The organism is Hyphomicrobium sp., from assembly GCF_009026145.1.
GTDB lineage: Bacteria > Pseudomonadota > Alphaproteobacteria > Rhizobiales > Hyphomicrobiaceae > Hyphomicrobium_A.
Genome location: NZ_WBUE01000040.1, coordinates 1 through 24,373, shown reverse-complemented (window position 1 = coordinate 24,373; position 24,373 = coordinate 1). Strand labels below are relative to the sequence as shown.

The window sequence follows — 24,373 nt, the reverse complement described above, 5'->3', positions numbered from 1 at the left end:
CCACGCTCTCGCACCAACCTCACCGCCTCGAGCTTGAACTCCCGGCTGAAACTCCGTCGTCCCATTCGCCACCTCCAGTTCCATCATGACACCTAAACCATGTGTCCGTGGAACCGGCAGCAGCTCACCACTGGTAATCCGCTCCAGTAGCAGAAAATACACCTGCAGATACAACGGCTCTCTATCAAATTCGGCATGACTTGCCACGCTATCCTCCCATCCTTTGGCCGCGCTTCCCCAGGAAAAGGAAGCCGTTCGCGTGTTCTCGTTCGACGCGCCGCTCGGTGCTAGTAAATGCCCGAAGCCATGCCCCCGCGTGCGGCATCGCTGGCGAGCGCTCAGCACATAGGCACCCTAAAGCTGTCGTTTCGCAGCCAAGCCACCGATTTGGACTATGCGAGGGTCGCTGCCGAAATGAAGTGCTCGCCAACCGGCCGGCCATGAAAGCCACTCGATCTGAACGCTATTGTCGACGACCCCCTGCGGGCGCACGATCCGTCTTCTTCGCCCCAGCATCTATTTTGCCCTGCAATGATGGCACCAAGCCCCGACTATCGGGGGCGCTCCCGCTTCGACCTCCTCTGAGCCTAGACAAATTGTTTGTGTCGTCTGCGCCGTCGCGACTTGACTTTGGTCAGGTCCGCGCATGGCCCGGCTCGCGTATCGGTATGTCTACGCTATCGCTGAGGCTGTCGAGCCACATGTTTTTCAACGACCGGCGCTGGCTTGTGCTTTCCTTGGTCGATCAACGTATGGGTCGCAAGCATCCGCGAAACAAGGCTAGTCGGCCCGCTCAAATTTTTGCAGGCAGTAGGTCCGGCTTACCCTGCAAAATCTGCAATCTTTCTGCGGTCGGTGCCATGCTACGCACCGACGTGGCACGATGGCTGCCGACACATTTTCAGCTGCAGGATCGCTTTACCGGAATTATACGGGACGTGGTGATCGTCTGGCGAGGCGCTGACTGCGTCGGAATTCGGTTCCTTGACGCCCCAAGCCACGCGCGGTCGTCCCACCGACTCGCGTTCGGCCGGCGGGGCAACACTTAGCTTAACTGAGGCGGCCGACGGCTATCTCGCTCCCCTGGCATTCGCATTCACGAGTGCGGCCGAAAGCGGAAAGCGCATCTCCTGCCGCGAGCTAGTCAGGCGCATTGCGAACATATCGCGACCCACTCTCCGACCCAGCTACGGTCGTCGACGAAAAAACTATGGCATGCCCCGACCGTCGTTTGCTCCGTGGACCCTCACCAACAGCTCTTCCACCTCGCGGGCCAAGACCGGCTTGCTGAAATAGTAGCCTTGAAGCTGATCGCAGCCCTTGTCCTTGAGCATCGCCAGCTGCTCGGAAGTCTCCACTCCCTCGATCACGCTGCGCATATTTAGGCTGCGAGCGAGACTGGAGACGGACTGAATGATGGCCGCGCAGTCGACGCGCCGCGGCAACTCCCGCGCGAAACTGCGGTCTATCTTGATCGTGTCGAAGGGAAAGCTACGTAAGTAGCTCAGCGAGGCGAATGCCGTGCCAAAATCATCAAGTGCAATGCGCACGCCCCTCTCGCGCAACTTGTGCAATGTCGCAAGTGTCTGTGCATCATCGCGCAATAAGACGGATTCGGTAATCTCCAGCTCAAGCCGCTGCGGGGCCAGGCTCGAGAGCCGCAGAGCGGTGGATACGCCATCATAGAAATTTGACCCGATGAACTGCATTGCCGACACGTTGACGGTCACGCCGATTGAATCGGGCCAACTTGCAGCATCCCGACACGCCTGCCGCAACGCCCAATCGCCGATGGCCAGAATGAGACCCGTCTCCTCGGCGAGCGGAATGAAATCGCCGGGCGCAATCGCCCCCAATTGCGGGTGCTTCCAGCGCAAGAGTGCCTCGCACGAAGTCACGTTGCCCGTGTCAGCGTCAATGATCGGCTGATAGTGGAGTTCAAGCTGCTCTTGCGCTAGTGCAGCCTTCAGATCGCTTTCAAGTCTTCGTCGCGTGCGCTGCTCGTAACCGCGATCAGTCTCGAAGAACGCATATCTGCCGCGGGCGCGAGACTTTGCCTCGTACAGCGCGACATCGGCCATGTTCAGCAAGTCCTCCGCATTTGCCCCGCGATCGAGTGCCATGGCGATACCAAGGCTTGCGCCGACGTCAATTTTGTGCCCCATGACCTGATGCGGCTTGTTGAGAATGCGCAATATCCGCTCTGCGAAGTGGATCGCCTGCCGCCGCTGCGTGACATGTGTCTGGATAATAGCGAACTCATCACCGCCGAGGCGTCCGACAAAATCCGGCTCTCGCACCACGCGTCGCAATCGCGCGCCGATGCTTCTTAGCAGCGCATCACCGAACAGATGGCCGAGATCATCATTGACGGCCTTGAACCGGTCGAGATCAAACCAGTGTATCGCCAGTCCGTCATCCTGCGCGAGGGAGCCAAGTGCCGCCTCAAGTCGCTCGTGAAAATGAAACCGATTGGGTAGCTCCGTCAGCGTGTCGTGGTGCGCTAGCCACGAGATCTTCTGCTCGGCAAGGCAGCGCTCCGTAATGTCCTCTTGCAGGTCCACCCAGCTACCATCGGACAGTGGCTGATTTGTCACCAGGATGGTGCGTCCACCCTGCAAATGCTGCGTGTGGGTAAAGCTCTTGCCTCGCTGCAGCGCGGCCACATGCTGCGCGATCCACTTCCGCTGCTTTTCGATATCTTTTGGCGATCCCCCCGCGCTCTCATGTTTTGCATGATAGCGAACAATCTCCGCCAGCGGCGTTCCTGGCCGGGTCAGGCGCTCGGGGAGATTGTAAATCTTGCGATAGAGATCATTACAAAGTATCAGCCGCTGCTGCGCATCGAACATCGACAGCCCGCGCACCATATTGTTGAGCGCGACCTCAAGCCAACGGTTCAATCTCTCGAGCTGCTGCTTTGGTGTCCCGGTCGACCGTAGCGCCGCTGAAAATTCTGCCGTCCTGCTCTGCTTCTGCCGCATCCTCATTGACCCCGCACAAAAAGGCTTAGAAGAACGACCGCCGCTCCTCCGCCACCCTGACGGAGGTCAGCGAGAATAGCTTCGCGCTGCAATGCAGCTCCCGAGTTTGGTTTCAGGATTTGACCAAAATCAAGCAGCGCACCCATTTGCTGGACGATAGTGTCTTTATTATTGAAAACTGTCCCGGCCGGAAAAGCATTGCAGCGTGGCTTGGGGGAGCAGTCGGTTCCTGCGTCTTAGATTGAGGGTGATCTGCCCCCACGAAATGCCCTCGTTTGAGGTTAGAGTTTTCCGTTTGATTCCCTGGGCTGGGAGGAGGACGCAAGTCGATGAAAGCATCGCGGTTCACGGACGCGCAGAAGGCGTTCATCATCCGGCAGGGTGAGGACGGCACGCCGGTCGCGGATATTTGCCGGAAGCGGGAATCAGCCAGGCGACGTACTTCAACTGGAAGAAGAAGTACTCTGGCATGATGCCGAGCGAGATGAAGCGGCTGCGCGAGCTCGAGGAAGAGAACAGCCGTCTGAAGCGGATCGTGGCCGACCTGTCGCTCGACAAGGAGATGCTTCAAGACATCGTTCGGCGAAAGCTCTAAGGCCTGTCCGCAAGCGCAAGCTGGTGGACGAGATGCGCACCGCGTGGAACGCGTGGAAGGTGTCGGTGCGCCGGGCCTGCGGTGTTCTTCGCCTTGATCCGAAGACCTACCGCTACCGTTCTCGTCGCCCCGGTCAGGCCCTGCTTGAAAGCCGGATCAAAGAGATTTGCCAGACCCGCGTGCGCTACGGCTATCGGCGGGTGCACGTGATGCTGCGGCGTGAGGGCTGGGTGATCAATGAGAAGAGGACGCGGCGCGTCTACAACGAGATGGGCATGCAATTGCGGAGCAAAACGCCCAGGCGGCGCGTGAAGGCGGCTTTGCGTGCTGATCGCACGCCGCCTTCAGGCTCCAACGAAGTGTGGGCGATGGACTTCGTGCACGATCTGCGTGCGGGGGTCCCTGGTGTCATATGGCATCATCGCTCCCTCCTGCGCCGCCTACTTACGCCGCACCAGCTCCGCGCAACCGGCGGTGGCCTCGGGGCCGGACTCTACGTAGCAGGCACCGATTCGGTCCGTGCCGAGAATGCGTCCGTGGTTGTAACCTTTGCTGTCAGTGGCGACCCACGTGAATGACGTGTTGTCCGGATAGATAACGCCGAAGAAGTGCTTGGTGCCTTCCGGATACGAAAAGTGGCCGCGAAAGCGCCGGTCCCGCTGCTCGGTGATCTCGATCGTCTTCTGCCCCCACACCCGATAGCCCTTCTTATCAGACACCGTTCTGTTCTCGCCGATCCACGTGCCGACGAGATTGGGAATGCGGTCGCGGTCGTCGGCCAACGCTGCCGAGCCCCAGGGAGAGCGCCGCTAGGCACCATGCCACGCCCTGACCGTTCCGAACGAGGGCATCCGCCGAACGCTGAAGCCAACCCTTCATGGCGCAAGCAAGTAGTTCTTCAAGAGGTAGTTGAGACTTCGGCTCCATGACTCATCTGTATTCCCGCGAATGTCCACGCTGCGCACGAACGTCATTTTCTCGGAGGCCACGTCGGCCATGTAGACGTTCATGTTGAGGATCAGGTTCGACACCTTCTGAATGTTGATCCAAGCGATCAGCGCGGCACCGAGTTCCTTACCCAGTTTGATTTCGCAGCCCCCGCATTCGCCGATCGGCTGCCCGGCCGCTATCCTCGCCTCGATTGTGGACGAAACCGCAACAAGCCGATAGCGTCCCGAATCCTCCAGCTGCATCGTGAAAATCTGCTCGATCTTTTTGAGACGTGCACGCTCGGCATCCGTCGTCGGCTCCAGCCCTTCGTTGTCGTTGATGAACCGAACGCCGAGGAATGCCACGGATTGCGGATCGCTCGTCGACGAAGGCCCCGCGGCGGCTACATTTGTGGCGGCCCAGCCAGCCGCCAGCACTACAAACATTACCGACGCGACAGCTGCAACGCCGCACACCCTCAGGCCACGCCAGCTGTAAGCGGATGGGTTGCCCTCAAGGCTTCGCATTATCGGTTCCTAGTCCCGCAAGGGCACGTTCCGATACACGAGCATTGCGTTCCATTGAACGAGTGCACAAGTCACTCGCCATTCTCTTGACGCAAGTTAAGCGAGCGGCGAATTGGCTCGCAAACAGAATTCCAACGCTCCCCTCTCTGCCAATATTTCCGCCGCTCAACGGCGCGCTCCGCGCGAGTGGTGCCGTACACACAGCCTGACCTATTCCGCATCGCTCTCGGTCGTCTCCCGCAACGGCACCGCACGCCGCCTCTTCGCATCCCAACTGCCGCGTGCAACGCCCTCCTGGCCAAAAAATCACACTCAACGACATCGCCACGATGCTCTCGAAGCAGGATGTGCGGATCAAGCATCTCGCCACGAGCGTCACCGGACTTGCCACCAAGGTGGAGAAGGGTTTCGCCGCCGTCGCCGAAGACATCGCCGCCATCCGCAGCGAGATGGCAACGAAGGAGCAGCTGTTTGGACTGCAAACGCAGGTGAGCGCCATCGAAGCGCAGCTGCGCGAGACGCGGATCGAAACCCGCCTCGGCAATCTCGAATAGAAAGTCTTCGGCACACCACGCCGCTAGCTCCACACGCCGGCTCTTAGTTCAGTGGCCGCTGCTTGAGGGACAGTGCCATATTACGCAGCGTTTCGCCGTCCGAGACGCCTTGCTTGGCGAGCGAGATGATAATGCCGGCAAGTCGCAGCCGCGCGGCTTCGATATCGTCCGACCCGATGTTCGTCCGCAGCTCCTCCCATGCCTGATCGAACGCCGTCGTCACGACCAGCAGTTCATCAGGACCCAGGGCGAGATTCTGTTCGATATAACGGCGGGCTTTCATGCTGGTCCTAGGGTCGTTTGCTCATGCTGCCCGCCACTGCTGCGGGGGTAGCGAGCTTGGCGCTGGCGCCGTCGCGCGGGCGCCGTGCCTGTGATCGAAGTAGGATCATTTTTCGAAAAGTGTTGTGCCTGAAAATTCAGCACCTCAGCGGCTCGTGCTGATTTCCTCTATCAACTACCCGCCCCAGAGCGTACGGGCAATTGCGCCACCTTGCCCCCGTCGCTACGGGCAGTGGCCCGCCCCGGGCCCGTGGTGTTGTGGACGCTGCTCCTTCCCCCGGATCAGCGTCCATTTTTTTGTCGCGCCGGAACGGTCCGTCCTGGGACTTCCGCTTATGCATCGTCGGCAACGCGAAGTGCCTGCCTTTGAAGCGTAAGCTGCTCCGCGTCACATTTTGAGGCCCTCGAGCTTCGCCCCCTTCTTCAGCGCATTGACGAGCCACTTCGGCCTGCGGCCGAGACCGCCCCACGTCTGAACAGGGTCTTTGGGGTTGCGGTACCTCACCTTGCGAGGACGCCGCACGCGTCGCTTGCCGAACAGCTCCTCGACCGTGAAGCCAGCCTTCGCCGCCGCGGCGCGCAACTGTTCCTTTGTCGCCACCCCCTCGGCGGCTCGCTTATTAGCAATGGCAGTCTTAAGCCGCGCCTGAAACTTCAGCAGCTCGGCATACGATATGCCCTCGAGAGTGCCCTTGGCCACGGTCGCCACCTTGTGTTGTCTTTGCCTTGGTAGCGCTTGCGCCTCACCTACACAAAACCTGGACCGAAAACTGATTACCCCGCACTGCACAATAGACGGCCAGCCAAAAAGAATGGGCGGGCCGCCGAAGCAACCCGCCCAGTGCAGGAGGCAAATCTATTTCGAGATGTAGAGCGACGACAGCTTCAGGGCAATGTCGCGGAACGCCTGCTTGAGCTCCTCGCCGTCGCCGGCATTGTAGTACTTCGTCGGATCGGTTGCGCACTGGCGCAACGTTTGCGCGGCCGTTGAGCTGTCGGAACCGATGTCGAACCCGACGGTGTACACGGTTATACCCTTGGCCTTCATCCCCGCGCACAGGGCGCGCGCTTGGTCGGTCGAGCAGCCGTTGGCTGCGCCTGAGCACGACCCGCCCCAACTTTGCCGCACGACAATGCCGTTGGAATCGTACTGCGTGTTGTACTCGCCGTCGGTCATCAGAATGGCGATCTTGCGCAGGTCGGCGGTGCCGTAGGCGGCCGGACGGCTGTGCGCGGAGGGCCACAGGTTCCACCAGTTGGGCGAGAGCGTATACCAAGCCCACGCCGTGCCCAGGTGGCCGGCGGTTCCACCCGCCGCCGATAAGCCGTCGACCTTATTGAGCAGCGTCTGCTTGTCATCAGTCAAGGCCACGATCTCGGCCCCCGCCGGAATGGTGCAGACGCCCTTCTTGGATTTGCCCTTGCCAGTCGTCTGCTCGGTGTAGTGGGCCATCACGTACTGGCCCGACGCGGGCGCTGCGTCGGTGTACTTCTGGGCGCCGGTGCGCTCCACGACGCAGTCGGAAAGATAATACGTGGTTTTGCCCACCGTCTTCGTCTTGTCCGGTGATCCGCGCGCCTTCGGCAGGGCCGACGTCGAAGGCAATCTGATGTCCTCCGAGAACGGTACCAGCGCTACCTTTGAGGTGAATTTGCTCTGGTCGTCCCAGATGACGATATTGATCAGATCCTTGGCGGCATCCTTGAGATCTTGCAGCTTTTGACCGGCCATCGATCCCGTCACGTCGAGCATCATCGATACTTCGATGTTCTCGCCGCCGTTGCCACCGACGGCGATTTGCGACTGTGCAAACGTCGTTTGCGACGTGCTAATGAGCGGCAGCTTCTCGATGCGTGCGAACTGCAAGAAGGGAGTCTTGATGTAGGCCGAGCCAGAGGCGGTCACCCCCATGCCGTCGTCTTTCACCGCAAAGCTCACGGTGTCGTTGATAACCGGCAGGCGCGAGGTGACGTTCTCTTGGTAATACTTGGTGGCGGCGGCGATGGCGGCGCCATGATCTTTGCCGTTGAGCTGCAAGGCGCGCCCGCCGGCGAGAACGGCGGCATCAACCGCGGCTATGGTTTGGTCGCGGGCATGCAGCCACCGGCCGACGTCCACAGCAGCACCAATTGCGAGCATGAGGACGATGGCGATCAACGCAAAGGTGATAGCGACACTGCCTTTTTCATCGGTGCGAAACGACCGGACGAGGTCGCGCCATGCGCTTCTACGGTCTCCACACATAGGGCCGCCTCCAAGATTTCTTGTCGTTTTCCCGACTTTCGGCCCCTACAAATTTAAAACAGTCTAAAATTCTAGCGTCCCGAGTCCGGTGGTGAAAAATGCGTTGCGTACGGGAACCTCAGCGACGCCCGGCGGCGCTAAGCGCTAAGGGAAAGGCGTGAAAATCCTCACGCCGCTGAGCGCCGATAGACCCGAGTAACTCGTCATTAATCAAGCACCTTAGTTTTAGCGAGCTGGCCGCGTTAGCCTAAGCGAACCTTGAGGCGACGGGAGTACCAACGGTCGTCAACCCGTCGGGACCCGCTATGTCCAGCTTCCTCAGCAACATTCACTCGGTCGTCAGTATGCGCCGTGTTCGCATCGGATTGGCGCTCCTGCTGATTGGCGTGAGTGTGTGGGCCTTCGCCCCCTACATCGCCTACCGCGTCTCGACCTCAGCCTTCATCAATGCGGAGATGATGCGTGTTACCGCGCCCATCTCCGGGTATCTCGCGCAGGATATTCCTCACAAGGGCAAGTTCATCGACCACCCTTCGAGACTAACTCTCATTGAATCCTACACCGCGGATCGTCGGCGCCTGTTGGAGCTGGAAGGCCGCCAGGTGCTGGCGAAGGAGCGGGCGCAAGTGGCCAAGCAGCAACTCGCTGACGTCACGACCCTCGACGGCGAACTCGAAAAGCGCATGCAGGCCTATCGCGACGGAATGGTCAAACGGCTCGGACATGAGATCAACGAAGCGGAGGCAGAGAAGAAGGGCTGCCTGGCAGAAGTGGGCCATCGCCGCGATATCGGCACGCGCATGCAGGGACTGGCGGAGTCAGGGACCACGTCGCAGATTCGCTCTGCCGAAGCGCTCGCCAAGCAGGAAGAGACGGCGACCAGGTGCGAAATGGCGGGGGCACGGGTGGAGCGTCTCAAGACCGAGCTGACGGCGCTGCAGGCGGGTGTCCTATTGAGGGACGCGGCCAATGACGTGCCGTACTCGCAGCAGCAGCGAGAGCGCTTATTTCTCCGTAGGCAAGAGCTGGAAACCGAGGCCGGCCAGCAGAGCGCGCTCGCTTCGGAGCTCGCGGCGGAAATCGCCGAGGAACGCCGCCGCGTGGAAAGCCTTGGGCGTTTCAATGTGACGCTGCCTCCCGACCATGTCGTCTGGTCGGTGCCCGCCAGCCCCGGCTCCATCGTCAGCGAAGGGCAGACGGTGCTCGATCTTGCCGACTGCGACCATCGCTTTGTTGCAGTCGAGCTTCCTGAGCGTGAATTCGAAAACATCAAGCCCAGCGACCCTGCGTCCGTGCGCCTGATCGGTAGCAATGAGTGGCGGCGGGGCTATGTCCGCCAAGTACGCGGCTCGGCGGCTCGCGCTGACGACCGGCTGCTAGCCGCCCAAGTCCCGGCGGCCGCGCGCGGCAATATTACGGTGGAGGTCAGCTTACCGGATGATGGCGCGCATGCGGCCAACAGCAGCTACTGCGATATCGGCCGCTTGGCCGACGTGCGCTTTCAGCGTAGGCCACCTGCCTTTGTCGAGAGCGCGAGCCGGTTCTTTCGCTCGCTCGTCGATATGTTCCGGCCGACGGAAAAGCTAGCGAGGCAGTAACGTGGAGTTTGACACGCCGGTGCTGCAAGTTCTGGCGCCGCTCATGTTCGTCGCGGGCGCCATATACGTGCTCGGACCGACCTTGCCCATCGCACGCACGTGGGTCCGCGTCCTCGTTTTTATGACCGTGTGGTCGCTTGTCCTGCGCTATCTCGACTGGCGCATCTTCACCACCGTTCTGCCTGCGGACGGTGCATGGTACGAGCTCGGATGGGTGTATTTCTGCTTCGCGGTCGAAATGTTCGCGTACGGTGATGCTCTGATCCTCTACCTTGCCTTTCTGCGCACGAGCGACCGCCGGGCCGAGGCCGATGCCCATGAGGCGCGCCTACGGGCTCTCCTGCCGGACAGCCTGCCTTCGGTCGACGTCTACATCGCCACGTACAATGAACCTTTCGACGTTCTCGAAAAGACCATCACCGGCGCTCTCTGCCTCGACTATCCAAACTTCAATGTATGGGTGCTCGATGATGGGCGCCGGCCGTGGCTCAAGGACTTCTGTGAAGCAAAAGGTGCCGGCTACATCACGCGCCCCGACAACGCCCATGCCAAGGCGGGCAACATCAACCACGCACTGACCAAAACCAACGCTGAGTTCGTAGCGCTGTTCGACGCGGATTTCATCGTGCAGCGCAATTTTCTCATGCGCACTATGGGATTCTTTTTCGACCCCAAAATCGGCATCGTGCAGCTCCCGCACACTTTCTACAACCCCGACCCGATGCAGACCAACCTGGCCGTGCACAAGACGTTGCCCGACGACCAGCGGTTCTTCTTTGAAGCGATCATGCCGAGCCGTGACGCATGGGATGCCGCGTTCTGCTGCGGGTCGAACTCGGTGACGCGGCGTGAGGCACTACGCTCGATCGGCGATGCGCTGCCGACCGAATCCATCACCGAGGATCAGCTGCTGAGCCTGATGCTGCTACGCAAGGGGTACGTCACGCGCTATCTGTGTGAGCGGCTCGCCTACGGCTTGGCGCCCGAAGGCCTACAGGCATTTTTCATCCAGCGGCGGCGGTGGGCACGCGGTGCCTTGCAGATCCTCTACTTGGCGACGGGACCGCTGGGCAAAGATCTGACGCTGATGCAACGGCTCCTCTTCATGCCCACGCATTGGCTATCGCAGAATCTGACGTTCGTTCTGGCGCCGCTCGTTCCCTTGATCTTCCTGTGGACCGGTGTGCTGCCGATGGTCAACGTGACGCTGGAGGGCGTCATCAGCTACATCATCCCAGTGATCCTGGCGGTGGTCGGCGGCATCTGCCTGTATGCACCAAAGCAGTACTTCCCCCTCGCCATGCAGGTGCTGGGCACGTTTCAGAGCTTCAAACTGCTGCCCAGCATATTCCTGACCCTCATCAAGCCGTTCGGTCACGCCTTCAAGGTCACACCGAAAGGCAGCGGGGCGCGCACAGAACAATACGACAAGGAAGTCTTTTGGACGGCGGCCGTGCTAATGGCGCTTACCGTGCTGGGTATCGTCATCAACGTCATTCCTGAATGGCGGATTATCGTCCAGGGCGCCCTGATCCCCGTCGTCGCCGGCTGGTCGATTTACAACGTCATCGTCCTATTTCTCGTTTGCATGATGGCTCTGCAGGGTACTACCCACCGCAGTGAAGAGCGCTTTGCCTACGATGAGCCAGTGTGGATCATTGGTCCGGGAAGCGCACGCACTCTCGGGCGGCTTAGGGACCTTTCGCTGTCGGGGGCAGGCATCCTCGTCAACCAGGGCCGCGCGTTCAGAACGCACAGCGGAGAGCCGCTCAAGGTATTCGTCTCTGAGGTGGGCTTCATCCCCGGCCGCATCGTTCGTCACAACGGCCCGTTGATTGGCATCGCCTTCGACCTCGGCTCCAGCGTAGAGCGCGATCTCTTGATCCGCAAACTCTTCACGTCGGGGAAGGTCACGGAACCGGTTACGGCCTCGGCTTGGACTGCGACGGCGGCAGTCCTGAAAAGTATCTGGGCAGCGCCCACCGCCGTGCAAGGCACCGTTGTCGATGGAGAAGCCACTGGTGCGCAGCCCGGCGCGGCAGCCAAGCTACCTGCCGCAAGCCTTGTCGTTCTGCCCCACGCCGAGCAGCCCGATTGGGCAGATCTGGTAGCGCAACGTCGGGCAGTTGCTTAGCCCCCCGACGGCCGGCCGACGACCGATGATCCGTCCATGTTTTTACCCGACAGCGGATTGCGCACTCAGTTCATGGCGCACGCCGCACGCTGCGCCGTGCAACAATTGGAGGTATGAACATTTGCACGCGTCCGTTTAGCCGCGCTCTTACCCGGACCGGCTAGTCTCTTAGTCGTTACCGGGACTGAAGGGGCCGACAACCGTGGCGCAAGCGAAAGCCCGTTCCTTTGGTGGCGCGAACACCTCTGCTCGCAATGCCAGCGTCGCGGCCGCCGAACAGGCAGCTGACGACCATCATCGGGTCATGGAGCTGGCACAGGCGCTCACTGCCCTGAAAGCAAGCACCGCCGAGTTGCTGCAACGCAAGAAGCAGCTTCAACAACTCAATCGCTGGTTCGATATCGCGCTCAACAACATGGGACGCGGCCTGTCGATGTTCGACAGCCAGCAACGTCTCATCGTCTGTAATCGGCTCTACCGCGATATCTACGACCTGCCGAGACGTTTGACCCGGCCCGGAACGCCGCTAGCCAACATCGTGCGCTTCCACGTCAAGCGCGACCAGAAGCACGACGATCCCAACGAAACAGACCGGCAGCTCGCATGGATACGAGCGCACGTCGCAAAGCTGGCCCGCGGCGAGACGTTCTCCTACACGCAGCAGCTCAAGAACGGCAAAACCGTGCAGGTGACCAACCAGCCGCTCCCCGGTGGCGGCTGGGTGGATATCCAAGAAGACATCACCGAACGGCGCAAAGCCGAAGAGAAGATCGCCTGGCTCGCGCACCATGATCCGCTCACCAGCGCCGCGAACCGCATTTCCTTCAGTCGTGAATTGGAGAACGCTTTGCGGCATCTGCGACCCGGTACCGGATTTGCCGTGCACTGGATTGATCTCGACAAGTTCAAGGAGATCAACGACAGGCTGGGACACCCGGTCGGCGACGCTTTGCTCAAGAGCGTCGTTCACTCACTGTGTCGCACCGTGCGTGGCCACGACCTCGTCGCCCGCTTGGGGGGCGATGAATTCGCTGTCGTTCAGGCCGGCGTGACCACCGCCGCCGAAGCCGAAAAGCTCGCGAAGCGACTTCTAACCGCCATACGGGCTCCCAGGCACCTGCTAGGCCACCACATTACCATCGGCGCAAGCATTGGCGTGGTCCTCGCACCCCAGCACGGCACCAGGGCCGAAGAGCTGATGAAGAATGTCGACCTTGCGCTCTACGAGGCAAAGGCAGCCGGCCGCGGTACCTTCGCGCTCTTCGGCAGCTACCCTGCCAAGAACGGTGAGGCGTTACTGGCGACGTGAACCGTCAGCACCCATTGCGCTTACCTGACTGGGGTTTCCCCGAGGTGTGAGGGGCCGACCTCGCCAACTTCTACATATGCGCCCTCACCGGCGACGGCAGCGATAGCGCCACACCCCGACTGGACATTTGCGCAGTATCGCCCGCCGCGTACAGCAGAAAGTCTTCGGCTCCCCGTGCCGACAAAGTGCCGTCACACTTCCCACCCCTCGCTACGGGCCACGATGCGCACAGCTACTTGTCGCAGCTCGATCAGGTCTGTTACGTGGCGCCCCATCAGCATGATGATGCCGGCGAGCTTGAACCGGACCCGTTCAGCGTCCGGCTCAGCTTGAACACGAGAGAGATTTCCTCCCACGCGTCATCGAACGCTTGCGTAAGGCCGGCGACGGCAGGTGGCGAGTAGCCCGCGTTAGCGATCATGCGACGAACGTGCATAGGGTGCCTCCAGACACCCGGACCAAATGCCGTTCCTAACAAGTCGTAATGTCCGCAGCCAAACTTTTCAGCGAATGCAGCTAATCCAGCATTAACGGCGTCAACTTCGAAAGCGGGGCGCGCACTCAATACGCTTCCGCCAGCATCATCGTCAGCATGCGCGTCGTGCTGTGCGGATTAGATCTTCCGAGCCGCACTTCAGCTTCTCGTCCTGGTCTCTCTGGGTGCCTATCTCTTAAATGCACTCGACACCAAGGGTGGCAGCGGAAGAGCTCCAGATCATCGTCCTATTGCGCCCCTTGTACTTGGCTTCATACAGCATCTGGTCGGCACGCTGGATCAGCGCGCTTGGCGGCTCCCCTTCGCGAATCTCCGCGACCCCAAACGAGGCCGTCAAGCGACCGAACTCACCGACCAGGGATTCATCGGAGCCGCCATGGAGCTCGAATATGCTCCGGATCCGCTCTGCAATGGCGAACGCATCGCCCATAGGCGTCTGCGGCAAGACGACGGCAAACTCTTCGCCGCCAAAGCGAGCGACCAAGTCGCCCTTTCGCACGCTCTGCGACAGCAAATCGGCGAATCCCTTGAGGACCCTGTCGCCGGCGGCATGACCATAGGTGTCATTCACTTTCTTGAAGTGGTCGATGTCCGTCATGATGAGACACAAGGGCGTGCCATCCGCGTGCGAATTATTCACCGCGGCAGCAATGAACTGCTCAAAGCGCCGGCGATTGGCCACGGAGGTCAGGGGGTCGAGCGAAGCGAGCTTTTCGGCCTGGATCAATCGTTGCCGCAGCGTCGAGGTTTGATCCTGCGCCTCCTTCAAGCGCGCTTCGAGGTCGCGCGTCTGGCGCTCGTTCATCTCGTTCTTTGAGATCAGTGATTGGACCACCTCGCGAAGCTCGGAGACGTTCGTGACTGAAGCGAGGTGGGCGCTGGTGTCCTTGAGAGAAGCGACGTGGTCTTTAGAATTCTCGAGCTGCCCGGCGATGAGGACAATCAACCTGCCAAGCTGCCTCTCGAGTTCGTCCCGGACGGCGTTGACCTCGGCTTGCCCGCGCAACGGTTGCTCCGTTGAATGCGTGACAGGCCGCGGACCAGATGAGCTCGCTCGTCGCAGCGAGCGACCGGCAAGAGCAACCGCATCACGCCAATAAAAAGTGAGCAGCCCGGTGACCGACAAGGCGAGGGCTGTATACGCCAAGACCGCGGGGCTGGGCGTCGAAACGAATTCCCGTAGATTGGAGAGAGCAATCGAAGGGCTCCAATCCCAAGGCGCATGATTGAAGCCGACAACAGCGGTTAGCGTCAGAACAGAGCCAACCAAGAGACCAAGCAGAAAATTGCCCACTACTTTGGTCATAATTGCGTCCCCGCGGCAAAGATCCACTCCAAATTACACTGGCTATCTCAACCTCCCGTTGCTTTTGTCAACTCGGTTTTGGGGCCGCCCATCGGCTTCAGCGGGGCAGCCCGCGCGGCATAGCTGGGCCCCTCGCGGCTGCCGCTGACTTGGGTCAGTTCGTCCGCATGCTTTGTTTACCCCCATCATGACGATTGCTGCTGCTGAGAATCTCCAGGACAGACTGGACTTCATGGGGATCGATCAGCGGCGAGCCGCGCTCCGCGACCTAAGACCTGTAATGCCAAGCGCTCGGCCATAGCAGCGCTAGCAGTGGGCATCCTATTTCTGTTGCGATTGGTGCGGGCGTCGCCGCCTTGCTGCTGTAGAGCGCACGCTAGACAGCGAATGAATCCACTTTGGCACCCTTCTTGACGGCGTCGACAAGCCAGTTCGGCTTGCGGCCGCGACCGCTCCACGTCTGCGACGGGTTATTGGGGTTGCGATATTTTGCTTCGCGGGGTCGGCGCCCACCTCGTTTGCCGAACAGCTCTTCAACGCGGAAGCCCGCCTTCTCGGCCATGGCCCGAAGCTGATCCTTCGTGGCGCTGGCCTCTGCCGCGCGCTTTTCGGCGATCGCCACCGCCAAGCGTTCCTCCAGCTTCAACAATTCCGCATAGGACAGCTTAGTCAGATTGATGGTAGCCACGGCGCTTTCCCTTTTTCTCGTTGTTTCTCGCCTATTAGCGCCGGGCGGTGGTTGAAACAATATAAGCTTCTAAAGCTGCTTACCCCGCACCGCACAATGAGCAGCGGACGAGACCCCACTACTGCTCGCGCTTTCCTCGTGCTCGCCATGCCCGAAGAATCACTAGAGCATGCGGCCTTTCCCATGGGGAGACTTGAGGGCGATGGAGGCACGAAAGACCACAGCGGGCGTCTTGATACTATACGCTCTTACACTTTTATTTCTGTCGCAGGTTCTTCCGGTGCGCCGCACGCCATTACCGCCCGTCCACGCCGCTGCGGTGGATTGAACCATGGCGCCAACTCGCACCGCCTCCGCAAGCGGCTGTACGGCAGCATCAGCTGCCCGCGATGTCCTGCTTCCGCTTCATGTATTCCTCGCAATCGATCTCCCCGCGTGCGTAGCGCTCGTCGAGAATGTCCCCTGCGCTGCGCGTTGTCGTCCGCACGTCGCCACCCGCTCCGCCAAGCCAACGAACCAACGCCGCAACGCCGGCGACAATCACTACGAGCCATACGATCATCCATAGGGGGCCGAACCACATCCCAGCGCCTCCCCACCGCATGTTCCAGTCGTGCATGCGCGATACTCCTCACTCTCGGACGCTCCATACATCCGTGCCTTCAGCTCCGGTTGCGCAGGATCAATCGCAAGCACCCCCGCCGTTGCCCCGCGCGACGCGCCAATGCGTGTCATTACAGCGCTGTCGGCAGCCGAAGTCGCTGCTATCCGGCTTGCGCGAAGGAGACGCGAAGCCCGCGTGGCCCAGTGACCGTCTGAATGGCCGCGCGAGCGGTGGGCCAACGGCGGCCCCGTGAGGCGCGCCTCCCCACGCTTGACAAGCGCTTTACCGTTCTTTAATCGACGCAGCTCAGCCTTCTCAGCTGGGCGTACTTCCCCTTCGCCCACCCCATGCCGCGAGGCAACCAAGGCCCCCAGCCGTAGCGGCGGGGGCCTTGTTGCATCTTGCGTTCAGATCAGGAGGCGCAGGAACATGTACCGAGGGGAACAGCAAGCCGGCAGCGATGGAATGATACTTGGCGGGTCAAACCAATGGAGCACCTGTCATGCTGACGGAAATCGCCTTCTTGCTGTCCAACCCCGAACAACACGTCTGCTGCTACCGCGACGGAGAGATCTACATCGAGCCTGTTCCCGTCGCAGCAGAATAGGCCACTTCGACAAACACCTCCACGCCGAAACATCACTGCTAAGCGCGGCGCCTTCCAAAAGCTCACGGCCAGCTCGACGCCGATCGCAGAGCTGTGCGCCCAGAAATCCGACGGCAGCAATGTGCCTCACCGGCGACCAACTCGGCGCCGCAGCCTCCGCCGGGCACCCAACATCCGTGCCCTCTTCCCCATCCAATCCTAGTGGGCCGCAAGATCTTCCAGGGCACGAAAACGAGCCCACTGACCACACGAATTCTGAACAGCCACCTCACGAATCTTCAACGTCCACACCGCCTGCCACAGACGTTACGTCGGCTGAAGAAGTCTCCTTCCCAGTCGCAGCCAACGCCAACGCCCCCGATAACACACCAATCGGAGCGTCAGCCGACGCTCCGGACGTGTCCTTATCAGAAGCTGCCAACGACAATCCCCCACCGTCAGACGAACTCCCTGCTACCGGCACCGAGTCGCCACGTTCCTCGCGTCCTCCACAGCGCCCGAGATTTGCACCCCTCCGCTCACGTCGTATACTTCCCGCATGGCCAAGAAAATCACACTCAACGACATCGCCGCAATTCTCGTTGAGCACGGCAAAGAGATCCGCGACCTCACCGCGAGCGTCGCGCATGTCGTGAAGCACATGGTGACGAAGGACGACATCGCCGACCTGAAGATCGAGCTCAAAGCCGACATCGCGCGCGTGCAGGAGCAAGTGAACTCCATCGAAGCCGAGCTCACCGCTACGAGACGCGCCTCGGCAACCTCGAGCAGAAAGTCTTCGGTTCCCCGCGCCGTTAGCCAGCTATCCCCATCTGCGCTCTGCGGAGCTTGCCTGTTACGCTGTCTCATCGTGTCCCTCCTCGGGGTTACGATGAGCCGCAAACTCTCCCTTACGCAATCAACTCAATCTGTCCGGTAGGTTCTGACGGGGAACAATCGGCAATGTCAGATCGGAAGTGGTGGCTGCAGCTACGGTGGCACGCGATGGTGGAGTTTGGCCGAAAAAGCAGCCTTCAAACGGCTGACGCAGATCCTCGACGCTGGGGCTGCCACGCTCTTGACGCCGTTTGCCCGCAACCGCCGGGGCGTCTTCATTCTCGATGGCTCGGCAATCGGAGCCTACTCCGGGCATGCAACGGGCAATGCGCTCGACGTCTACTGTCTCTTCCCCGACGAGAGCATGGCGCGCGCCGTCGCGTTGGCGCGCAAAGCGCTGACCACTATGTCGCCGGATCTTCGCATTCATCGGGGCCATGGCATGAGCACATTTCTTGGCGCACTGTGCAAGCGAGCCCTGGTCATTGGCGATCGTCGCCGCACGAAGCGCTAAGCGAACCGGTTTTGCGCAAGGTCGTCCGCCGAGAGTTCACGCGCGTGCTATGGCGCGCTTGCGCATTCAACTCGATCGCTTTGTTCAACTGCCGGTTCTACGCCCCCGCTAGGTGCGCCTGAAGCCCGGTTGCCGTTCCCCACCCGAAATCGCCGAAAATGCGCTGGCAACACCCCTCACTAGGCAGATGACATTGGCCCGATCGCTTCCTCGACGCGACCTCAACGCGTATTACAGCCCGTCAACGTCGTCCCCACTCGACGGCGACAGGGCTTTTCGCACTCTCATCAGGATACCTTTTGCATTTGCCGTATCACGCGCCGGCTGCGTGTCGCGCGATCCGCATCGACCTTTGCCAAGCGGAGGTCGGCAATGTCGCGGGCGGCCCGCGGCGCACTGACAAAATATCCCTGTATTTCGTCGCAGCCCTCGCACTGCACGGCCTCAAGCTGTTCTCGGCTCTCGACACCCTCGGCCGTTGTCGTCATGCCAAGGCTGCGGGCCAGCATGACGATGGCCCGCACGATTTTGAGCGAGTCTTTGTTGCTGGTAATATTCTTGATAAACGCGTGGTCAATCTTGATCTTATCGAAGGGGAAGCTCTGGAGATAGCTCAGCGACGAATAGCCGGTGCCGAAGTCATCCAGCACGATGCGCACACCGAGCTCACGCAGTTGATGCAGGATAGAGAGGTTTCTCTCGTTCTCGTTCAGCAGCACCGTTTCGGTGATCTCGAGTTCCAGCCGGCTTGCGGCCAGCCCGGATACGCCCAACGCGCCGGCGATCACCTCCACCAACCCCGATTGTTTGAACTGCAGCGGGGACAGATTGACGGCGATCTTCATTGGCTCCGGCCACGCCGCCGCTTGGGCGCAGGCCTGACAGAGGACCCACTCACCCAGCGGGATGATGAGCCCAGTCTCCTCCGCGATGGGAATAAATTCACTGGGCGCGATTATGCCCCGCTCCGGATGGCGCCAGCGCACTAGGGCTTCGACACCGCTTATCTCGAATCGCCTGAGATTAACCAACGGCTGGTAGTAGACTTCGAACTCGCCCCTGGAAAACGCTTTACGCAGATCGGCCTCCAGGCTGTGCCAAGCCCGCATGCGGGCATCCAGCTCCTGCTCGTAGTAACAATGCACACCCCGCCCCACTCGCTTTGCCTGATAGAGCGCCAAATCAGCCTGGCGAAGCAGATCCTCTGCATTCGCGGTGCTCTCCGGATAGACGGCGATCCCGATACTCGCGCCCGAATGCACCTCTCGCCCCGCAAGAGTGAACGGCTCTGCAAGCGAAGATACGATTCGTCTGACCAGATTCTCGATTGCAGGACGCCCGTTCACATCAGCGACAATGACAACAAACTCATCGCCGCCCAATCGGGCCACCATGTCGCCGTCGCGCACCGACCCGCGCAAGCGATTGGCCACCTCACGCAGTAACGCATCACCGGCGGGATGGCCCAGCATGTCGTTGATCGATTTGAAGTTATCGAGGTCCAAGACCATGAGAGCAACGCCCGACCCGGCACGTCGCGCGAATTCCAGCGAGGCCGCCAGTCGTCCCTGAAAGCCTCGCCGATTGAGCAAGCCGGTGACTAAATCGGTTTCCGCAAGTTGCTTGGCGGACTGCTCTGCTCGTTTGAGATCAGAAATGTCGCTGATGCTGCCGGCCATGCGGATAGGGGTATCGCTCGCATCCCATAATGCCTGCCCCCTGGCGCGGAACCACTTATAGGACCCATCCTTGTGCCTCAGCCGGTGCTGAAGATCGTAGGGTGTTTGCTGACGAAGATGGCCGGCGACGATGGCCGCGGCGCCCGCCCGGTCTTCCGGATGGACAAGGGCCTCGAACCACTCCGGCTTGTCGGAGAATTCATCGGCACCGTATCCCAGCAACTCGCAGAAGCGCGGCGAACAGTAGACCCTGTTCGTTTGAAGATCCCAGTCCCATAGGCCGTCCGCAGAACCACGCACGGCCAACTCGTATCGCTCTTTCTCCTCTGCGAGGCTTCGGCTCAGCGCGACAACAGAGTCTTCCGCGCACTTGCGAGCGGTCACATCTGCCTGCATGGCCACGTACCTCTCTACCGTGCCGTCGGCACCGCGGATCGGCTGGATCCGCAGCTCCGCCCAGTATTGGCGCCCGCTTTTGTGGTAGTTAAGCAGCTCTGCGTGCGCCTCATGGCCCGCCATCAGCTCCTGCTTGATGCGAGCGACAACGACACGATCCGTCCCGGGGCCGTGGAGAAAGGACCCGGGTGTCCTTCCCTGCACCTCGGCAAGCGTGTAGCCGGTAAGCCGTTCGTAGGCCTCATTCACCCATTCGATGCGGCCTTCGGCGTCAGCGATGGCAACCGCGTTGCAGGCCTTCTCGGCGACGAGCGCCAATTTGCTCCGGTGCTCCTCGACCAATCTGCTTGCGGATGTGTCGCGAACGTTGGCCACGAAGACCGGCGGGCCCTGGTGTGCCATGAGCTGGAGGTCGACCTCCACCGGGTAAAGAGAGCCGTCTCTCCTCTTGTGCGTTGTCGCAAAATTGACAAGCGCCCTGTCCCCTGCCAGCAGCGGTTTAGCCAAGTCTCGGAACGCCGATTTGGGAATATCAGGCTTTAGATCCCAGGGGGCAAGATCGTGCAGCTCGCCCATGCAATAGCCAATATTGCGCTGCGCAGCCCTATTAGCCTTAACGAAATGAAAGGTTGCGGCATCAAAGACATAAATCTCATGACAAAGCCAGTTGAATACGCGCTGACACATTGCGTCTTCCGCATCTGCCGCACGCGCCGCTTTGCTTTCGGTGCCGATGTTTGCCATTGTCATGGCGGCCTTATGCTCCCGCACCAACAATAAGCGGCATCAGCGCGTGCAAATCGTTGATGTTAGATTAAAATTGATATTGCTGCGCGCGTCTTGTTTGCTCAGAGTAACGTAAGAGTCTAGTAATTCGGCGAAATTGCATCGAACTCCATCCAATTGGCGCCCAGGTTTCCCCGACGACTCAATACTTACGGCCGCTTCCCATTGATTGAGCAAGGCGCGGTCTTTCACTTGCAGATCAGCACGCCCGATACGAGCAGTCGCGCGAGCCGCAACGGCGCGCTCGCTCGCATTCGATCAAGACATATCGGCACGAGCCCGAAAACGTTTCTCCCTGATGGCATACGGGCTGCGATCAAGCTTAGCGTATGTCGGCGTGGTAAAATTCTTGCTTAAGGTTGCACAGGCCGATGCGCCATTCAACGGGCTCACCATGCATGGTGAGGATCACGCGATCGAGCCGCAATAACGCTTTGCCCGGCTCAATGCCGAGCAGTTCGCCCACCTCGCCTGTCGCTTCGGCCAAGCTCACCCGCTCGGAGGCGCGCGCCAGATGCATGCCGCACCTTTGCGCCAGCGCCATGATTCGATAGTCCCCTGCCACGCGGCTCCTGTCGATTGCCGGAAACCTACTGAGCGCAAGGCGAGCCTCCTCGTACATGAGTGGCCGACCAGCGCAACAGCGGAGCCGGCGCGTGCGAAGCACAGGGTCCTCTGCCGATAGCTGCAGACGCTCTCGCTCAAGCGCAGTCGCCGGGCCCTTTCTCTGCTCTATAGGCTGCACGTCATCGCGTAGGGGGCGCCCCTCTGCGTCGCGCAGGCTGCGAAAGAGCGTTAGCATCTCCTCGCTGCTGCAATCATTCACAAAAGTTCCACGCCCCTGCCGGCGGATCAGCAGACGCTCGCTTTCGAGCTTATCAAAGGCCTTGCGAAGGGTCCCGATACTGACGGTAAGTTCGCGCGCGAGATCTACTTCACTTGGCAGCAACTGGCCCGGTTTCCAAACACCCGCCGCGATCCGCTCCATCAGCAGATTAGACACCTGCTGATAGAGCGGCTGTCTTTCGAAGGCCAATGTGTCTGCCACGACGTTCCTCCCATCGAACCTGTTTTTCCATGGCGCACCCGCGCTGTCTCCGATGCAGAAAGCGTTCACCCCAGGCGCCCGATCCGCTCCAGCGCGACGCGGTTGCGGAGCACTAACGTCCCCTTAGACAGTTCAAAATAATTCGCCCTGCGGAATTGCGTGATCACTCGGCTCACGTGAACGGGCGTAAGCCCAGTGATATCGGCGATATGCCGTTGCCGTAGTGGAAACGGATAACTCCGGTCACTACCCATGGCCCGCGCGGAGATGCGATCGACGAGGTGGATGATCAAGTGGGCAATACGCTCCTCGGCGCTGCGCTGGCCAAGATCGGTCGCAAGCTCATCCATTCTCCGGTGTTCAGTGGCGCAGACCTTGCCCAGCTGCGCCAACGCATCTGGATTGGCCATCACCCTATTGAGCTCAACACGCGCAAAGCGACTGAACCGCACTTCTGTCGCAGCTTGCACCGAATAGTGCAGCCTATCCGCAAAGAGCGTCGTCGCTGAGAAGAGGTCGCCGGGCAGCAGCACCGATAAGATCTGGCGTCGGCCGTTGGGCAATTGGATGAGGCGCACTGCCCAACCTTGGCAGAGCACAAATACGTCCTCGGTGGCTTCGCCCTGCCTATAGATGACGGTGTTCGTCTTCGCTCCACCATGAACCTGCTGGACCGGATTATGCCTCGCAGACGGCAGATGGCGAATATTACCGATGAGTATCGCGCAAACGCTGGACGAGCGCATGGCACAGGTTATGCACGGCCATTCCCGGTCTCTCATATATCCCGCACCGCTGGCCACGGAACCCCCTCTGCTTTGTGCGCACTGTCAGCTGCTCAGGCTCAATCAGGCACGCGCAGTGAGCCGAGAGCACATGGGACGGTACACCTTCGCCCGATGGTCCCCTTAAGGAGTTCTTTTTGCAAGAAGCCAACAGCCATCCCGCCATCCCGCACCAGAGCTAGCCTGCCGACCCTGATGGCTCAAGACGGTTTGCGACGAAGGGACGCTGCACATCAATAATTAACATTATTAATGTGTATCAATCTTTTCTTGTTAAGTGGCGCGATTGGCGTCATTAAATTGTCTATCGCCCTGCTCGCTAACAAGCAGCCGCAGGCCTGTCCGCGCTGCGGTGGCCGCAACTTAGACACGCCGCGGCAACCTTGAGCAGAAAGTCTTCGGCGCCCCGCGCCGTTAGCCAGCTATCCCCATCCGTGCCGACGAGCAGGCCCAGTCTGCGCGTACAATTAGTTCATGCGTACCCTCTTAGTCGCCTTCATCGGCGGCATCGTCGGCACCGTCTTCACGTCCATGCTCGTCCTCGCTTGGACAGGCCCCACCTCCGCTCCTCCCAATGGCAACGTCTCTCCGCCCGTTAACGTCGGCGCGACAGATCAGGTCAAAAACGGCGGCTTAGCTATCAACGCGCTCGCGGTGTTCGGCAACGCCATCTTCAGCGGCGCATCGCGCTATCTCAACTTCGGCACGAGCGCCGGTTCAGCAGGCTACGCCATCCGCGATAATGCCGGGACGATCGAGTTCGGGAACAGCACCGGGAGCTGGCAGGGTCTGCTCTCCAGATCCAGTACGTTCTCGCAGATCAGATTCGCCGACGGCGCGACGCAGACGACTGCAGCGGCGTGGGTGGTGTAAGCAGCCAGACGACAAGCAGCTGCGGAGCTCCGGCCGGCGGCGAATGTAGCGTCTCTTGTCCTGCGGGGTATGTGCGTAGCGGATGCAGCGCCTATGCTGCAATTCCGGGCAACGCGATCTCAGCACAACCAAGCGGGTCGGGATGCCATTGCGTTGCGCCGTTGGCTTCGGCGGTGCAGGCACCTGTTACATCTACTGCGTGAAATAGCAGCGTGGCCGCTGATTCATTATCCCCACGACGCCCTCGGCCTTCGCAATCATATCATGAGCGCATATGCGTCTCTATCGCCCGTTTCCTCTGGCGCTCTCAATCATTTTCTCGATCGCATTTCTTTCCCTCGCCCCACTCGCGCACGCGGAGAGCGTCGTGTGGAACACGACATTCTGCCCGCAGAAATCGTATTTCCGCGGCCTTCGCTATCCGGACGGTAGCAAGCCGGGGCTTGCCGGCTACGGGGAATGGGTTCAATTTTCAGACACACAAGACCAGACCTGATTACGCACCATCCTAAGCCCTAATCGCGCCATCCGAATCGGCGGAGAATGCGCGCGATTTCAGGGAGATGAGCGATGGCGCGCAACCGCATCCAGTTCCAGAAGGGCCTCTCGGAGGCACG

Annotated in this window: 22 protein-coding genes and 1 pseudogene; 10 read left to right on the top strand and 13 right to left on the bottom strand. The window is 60.5% G+C overall.

Going from position 1 to position 24,373, the window contains the following annotated elements:
* Positions 1–207: hypothetical protein (locus F9K20_RS20020; protein WP_291006184.1), on the bottom strand; the 207-nt coding region annotated here is incomplete at its 3' end.
* 233 nt (positions 208–440) lie between these two features.
* Between F9K20_RS20020 and F9K20_RS21395 the strand changes: the two genes are divergently transcribed.
* Positions 441–1,049: a PilZ domain-containing protein gene (locus F9K20_RS21395; RefSeq protein WP_367238434.1), complete on the top strand. Its 609-nt coding sequence runs from the start codon at positions 441–443 to the stop codon at positions 1,047–1,049.
* Between the two features lie 159 nt (positions 1,050–1,208).
* Here F9K20_RS21395 and F9K20_RS20015 read toward each other — a convergent pair whose 3' ends face one another.
* Positions 1,209–2,984: an EAL domain-containing protein gene (locus F9K20_RS20015; protein WP_291006181.1), complete on the bottom strand. Its 1,776-nt coding sequence runs from the start codon at positions 2,982–2,984 to the stop codon at positions 1,209–1,211.
* A gap of 329 nt (positions 2,985–3,313) precedes the next feature.
* On the opposite strand from F9K20_RS20015, the pseudogene F9K20_RS20010 reads away from it, so the two are divergent.
* Positions 3,314–3,965: pseudogene (locus F9K20_RS20010) on the top strand (transposase); the annotation flags it as partial.
* A gap of 54 nt (positions 3,966–4,019) precedes the next feature.
* Here F9K20_RS20010 and F9K20_RS20005 read toward each other — a convergent pair.
* Together F9K20_RS20005 and F9K20_RS20000 are read right to left on the bottom strand one after the other, a co-directional pair.
* Positions 4,020–4,361, bottom strand: coding sequence for a hypothetical protein (locus tag F9K20_RS20005; protein ID WP_291006178.1), 342 nt, complete (start codon positions 4,359–4,361; stop codon positions 4,020–4,022).
* A 93-nt stretch (positions 4,362–4,454) separates the two neighbouring features.
* On the bottom strand, positions 4,455–5,036 hold the full coding sequence (locus tag F9K20_RS20000; protein ID WP_291006175.1) for a DUF3280 domain-containing protein: 582 nt from the start codon (positions 5,034–5,036) through the stop codon (positions 4,455–4,457).
* A 329-nt stretch (positions 5,037–5,365) separates the two neighbouring features.
* On the opposite strand from F9K20_RS20000, the gene F9K20_RS19995 reads away from it, so the two are divergent.
* Positions 5,366–5,590: a hypothetical protein gene (locus F9K20_RS19995; protein ID WP_291006172.1), complete on the top strand. Its 225-nt coding sequence runs from the start codon at positions 5,366–5,368 to the stop codon at positions 5,588–5,590.
* A gap of 43 nt (positions 5,591–5,633) precedes the next feature.
* Here F9K20_RS19995 and F9K20_RS19990 read toward each other — a convergent pair whose 3' ends face one another.
* The 3 genes from F9K20_RS19990 to F9K20_RS19980 form a co-directional block, all read right to left on the bottom strand.
* Positions 5,634–5,873, bottom strand: coding sequence for a hypothetical protein (locus F9K20_RS19990; RefSeq protein ID WP_291006169.1), 240 nt, complete (start codon positions 5,871–5,873; stop codon positions 5,634–5,636).
* Between the two features lie 387 nt (positions 5,874–6,260).
* Complete coding sequence (locus F9K20_RS19985; protein WP_291006167.1) at positions 6,261–6,572, bottom strand: H-NS histone family protein; 312 nt, start codon at positions 6,570–6,572, stop codon at positions 6,261–6,263.
* Positions 6,573–6,728: 156 nt separating this feature from the next.
* Positions 6,729–8,117 carry a pilus assembly protein gene (locus F9K20_RS19980; RefSeq protein ID WP_291006164.1) on the bottom strand — a complete coding sequence of 463 codons (1,389 nt, stop codon included), beginning with the start codon at positions 8,115–8,117 and terminating at the stop codon, positions 6,729–6,731.
* 305 nt (positions 8,118–8,422) lie between these two features.
* Between F9K20_RS19980 and F9K20_RS19975 the strand changes: the two genes are divergently transcribed.
* The 3 genes from F9K20_RS19975 (at position 8,423) to F9K20_RS19965 (ending at position 13,158) form a co-directional block, all read left to right on the top strand.
* Entirely contained in the window at positions 8,423–9,715 is a 1,293-nt protein-coding gene (locus F9K20_RS19975; protein WP_291006161.1) for an HlyD family efflux transporter periplasmic adaptor subunit, read from the top strand.
* 1 nt (position 9,716) lies between these two features.
* Positions 9,717–11,849, top strand: coding sequence for a glycosyltransferase family 2 protein (locus tag F9K20_RS19970; protein ID WP_291006158.1), 2,133 nt, complete (start codon positions 9,717–9,719; stop codon positions 11,847–11,849).
* A gap of 202 nt (positions 11,850–12,051) precedes the next feature.
* Entirely contained in the window at positions 12,052–13,158 is a 1,107-nt protein-coding gene (locus F9K20_RS19965) for a diguanylate cyclase (RefSeq protein ID WP_291006156.1), read from the top strand.
* Positions 13,159–13,829: 671 nt separating this feature from the next.
* Here the strand turns inward: F9K20_RS19965 and F9K20_RS19960 are convergent.
* From F9K20_RS19960 to F9K20_RS19950, 3 genes are all read right to left on the bottom strand, one after another.
* Positions 13,830–14,960 carry a GGDEF domain-containing protein gene (locus F9K20_RS19960; RefSeq protein ID WP_291006153.1) on the bottom strand — a complete coding sequence of 377 codons (1,131 nt, stop codon included), beginning with the start codon at positions 14,958–14,960 and terminating at the stop codon, positions 13,830–13,832.
* A gap of 376 nt (positions 14,961–15,336) precedes the next feature.
* Positions 15,337–15,648, bottom strand: a complete 312-nt coding sequence (locus F9K20_RS19955; RefSeq protein WP_291006151.1) for an H-NS histone family protein — start codon at positions 15,646–15,648, stop codon at positions 15,337–15,339.
* A 376-nt stretch (positions 15,649–16,024) separates the two neighbouring features.
* Entirely contained in the window at positions 16,025–16,267 is a 243-nt protein-coding gene (locus F9K20_RS19950) for an SHOCT domain-containing protein (RefSeq protein WP_291006148.1), read from the bottom strand.
* 1,130 nt (positions 16,268–17,397) lie between these two features.
* Here F9K20_RS19950 and F9K20_RS19945 point away from each other — a divergent pair.
* Both F9K20_RS19945 and F9K20_RS19940 read left to right on the top strand, forming a co-directional pair.
* Positions 17,398–17,778 (top strand): hypothetical protein, encoded by a 381-nt coding sequence (locus tag F9K20_RS19945; RefSeq protein WP_291006145.1) that lies wholly within the window; start codon positions 17,398–17,400, stop codon positions 17,776–17,778.
* Positions 17,779–17,853: 75 nt separating this feature from the next.
* The gene (locus F9K20_RS19940; protein ID WP_291006143.1) at positions 17,854–18,189 is read left to right on the top strand and encodes a hypothetical protein; all 336 of its coding nucleotides are present in this window, start codon (positions 17,854–17,856) and stop codon (positions 18,187–18,189) included.
* A 287-nt stretch (positions 18,190–18,476) separates the two neighbouring features.
* Here the strand turns inward: F9K20_RS19940 and F9K20_RS19935 are convergent, their stop codons facing one another.
* The 3 genes from F9K20_RS19935 to F9K20_RS19925 all read right to left on the bottom strand — a co-directional run bounded on the left by F9K20_RS19935 (position 18,477) and on the right by F9K20_RS19925 (position 22,844).
* Positions 18,477–21,008: an EAL domain-containing protein gene (locus F9K20_RS19935; protein WP_291006140.1), complete on the bottom strand. Its 2,532-nt coding sequence runs from the start codon at positions 21,006–21,008 to the stop codon at positions 18,477–18,479.
* 364 nt (positions 21,009–21,372) lie between these two features.
* Positions 21,373–22,098 (bottom strand): GntR family transcriptional regulator, encoded by a 726-nt coding sequence (locus F9K20_RS19930; protein WP_291006137.1) that lies wholly within the window; start codon positions 22,096–22,098, stop codon positions 21,373–21,375.
* 65 nt (positions 22,099–22,163) lie between these two features.
* On the bottom strand, positions 22,164–22,844 hold the full coding sequence (locus F9K20_RS19925; RefSeq protein ID WP_291006134.1) for a Crp/Fnr family transcriptional regulator: 681 nt from the start codon (positions 22,842–22,844) through the stop codon (positions 22,164–22,166).
* A gap of 513 nt (positions 22,845–23,357) precedes the next feature.
* Between F9K20_RS19925 and F9K20_RS19920 the strand changes: the two genes are divergently transcribed.
* The gene (locus F9K20_RS19920) at positions 23,358–23,756 is read left to right on the top strand and encodes a hypothetical protein (protein WP_291006131.1); all 399 of its coding nucleotides are present in this window, start codon (positions 23,358–23,360) and stop codon (positions 23,754–23,756) included.
* A gap of 274 nt (positions 23,757–24,030) precedes the next feature.
* Positions 24,031–24,252, top strand: a complete 222-nt coding sequence (locus F9K20_RS19915) for a hypothetical protein (protein WP_291006128.1) — start codon at positions 24,031–24,033, stop codon at positions 24,250–24,252.
* Positions 24,253–24,373: the final 121 nt, after the last annotated feature.